Source organism: Helicobacter baculiformis (assembly GCF_900197685.1).
In the GTDB taxonomy this organism is placed as follows: Bacteria; Campylobacterota; Campylobacteria; order Campylobacterales; family Helicobacteraceae; genus Helicobacter; species Helicobacter baculiformis.
Window position 1 is genome coordinate 1 of sequence record NZ_FZMF01000054.1, and the last position, 1,339, is coordinate 1,339.

Below are 1,339 nucleotides of genomic sequence, written 5' to 3' on the forward strand. Positions count from 1 at the left end.
GCTTTAACGGGGCAGAACAAGTTAAGACTTGTAACGATATGGAAGAGTAAGGGAGATATCACGACCCCCTCTACGCCTTCCTCAGGGGGATACGACTTAGACCGAACTCTAAGCGGGGGTTATGACACCCCTAACCCTACCACCCAAGAGCTAAAAAGTCAAGCCCTAGAACTCCACACCACCGCTAAAGAACAAGAAGAGGGGTTTAAAGAGCTCTTAGAGGGGCTTAAGGGGGGTGGTAGCACGCTAGAGGCTAGCAGTATCCTTAAGAGTGTGGGGAGTATAGAGAGCAAGATTAAGCGCAAGAGGGGGGATATAGGGGCGATCAATGACTTATTAAGGGGGGCGCTAATCACACCCACCAAAGACGCGCTAGACAGTCAGTTAGTGCGCATTGCGGATGTGTTAGAGAGCAAGGGTATAACCCCCACTATAGAATTACAGCACCGCAATACGGGTTATAAGGGTTTGCATGTGCAGTTTACTTATGAGGGCATCCCTAGCGAGATACAGGTACACACTGCCCAAAGTTGGGGGGTGAAGAAGAAGTTAGATGAGAGTTATCATGTGCTGCGGGAACAGGAGATCGCCCCGACCTTGACACACAAGGAGATGGAAGCGTTAGCAGAAGAGAGTCAGCGCCTAGCTCAGGATGTAGACTTAGATATTAACGCCTTAACTTCTTTTGCGGTGAGTTTAGATAAAAACGCCACTTCTGAGAAGTCCGTATTGGTAAGAAAATCTTCTACAGACTTAAACGACTCCCAAAATTCGCGTTTAAAGTCGTATTCAAAAGATACTTCTTCAGAGGCGGATACAGCATACAGCCGCTTAGACTCTCCATTAAACCAAAATGTTAATTTATCCACAGGCAAGGGGAACATACAGACTCCTTTAAATGAGAGTAGCACAAGCCCCCTTAAGATCACCCCCAACCCTGCTTTTGGGGAACACTTTAAAGAGTTTGAGCTTAAGGGGGCTCAAGCGGTGGCAAAGCTCTTAGAAGAACAACGCGGGCAAGTGGCAGGGGCGTTCTATAGGGAAGACTTAGGGTATATTGATCTTGTGTGGGGCAATCTTAAAGGAGAGGGAAGAGGCGCTAAGGGGTGGGGCTTATCTAAAATCTTTGCCAAGCATCTTGAGGACTTTAAGGGCTTTGAGGGTAGTACGCCTTTGCAGAAGTTGGCTAGGGGGTTGGATCACTTAGTGCGTAATGGGGAGCTTAAAGAGGTACAGGGTGTTAAAACTATCCACTTTACTAATAAGAACGGCGCATTTAAGATAGGACTATCACGAGGGTGGGACCATCAAGGGGGTAATCATTGGGTAATCACGGCTT

1 protein-coding gene is annotated in these 1,339 nt (G+C 47.5%); it reads left to right on the top strand.

Annotation, left to right across the window (positions count from 1 at the left end; genetic code table 11):
* Window positions 1-1,339, top strand: a 1,339-nt coding sequence (locus C6G87_RS07240; protein WP_459177835.1) for a putative barnase/colicin E5 family endoribonuclease, incomplete at both ends; no start/stop codon positions are given.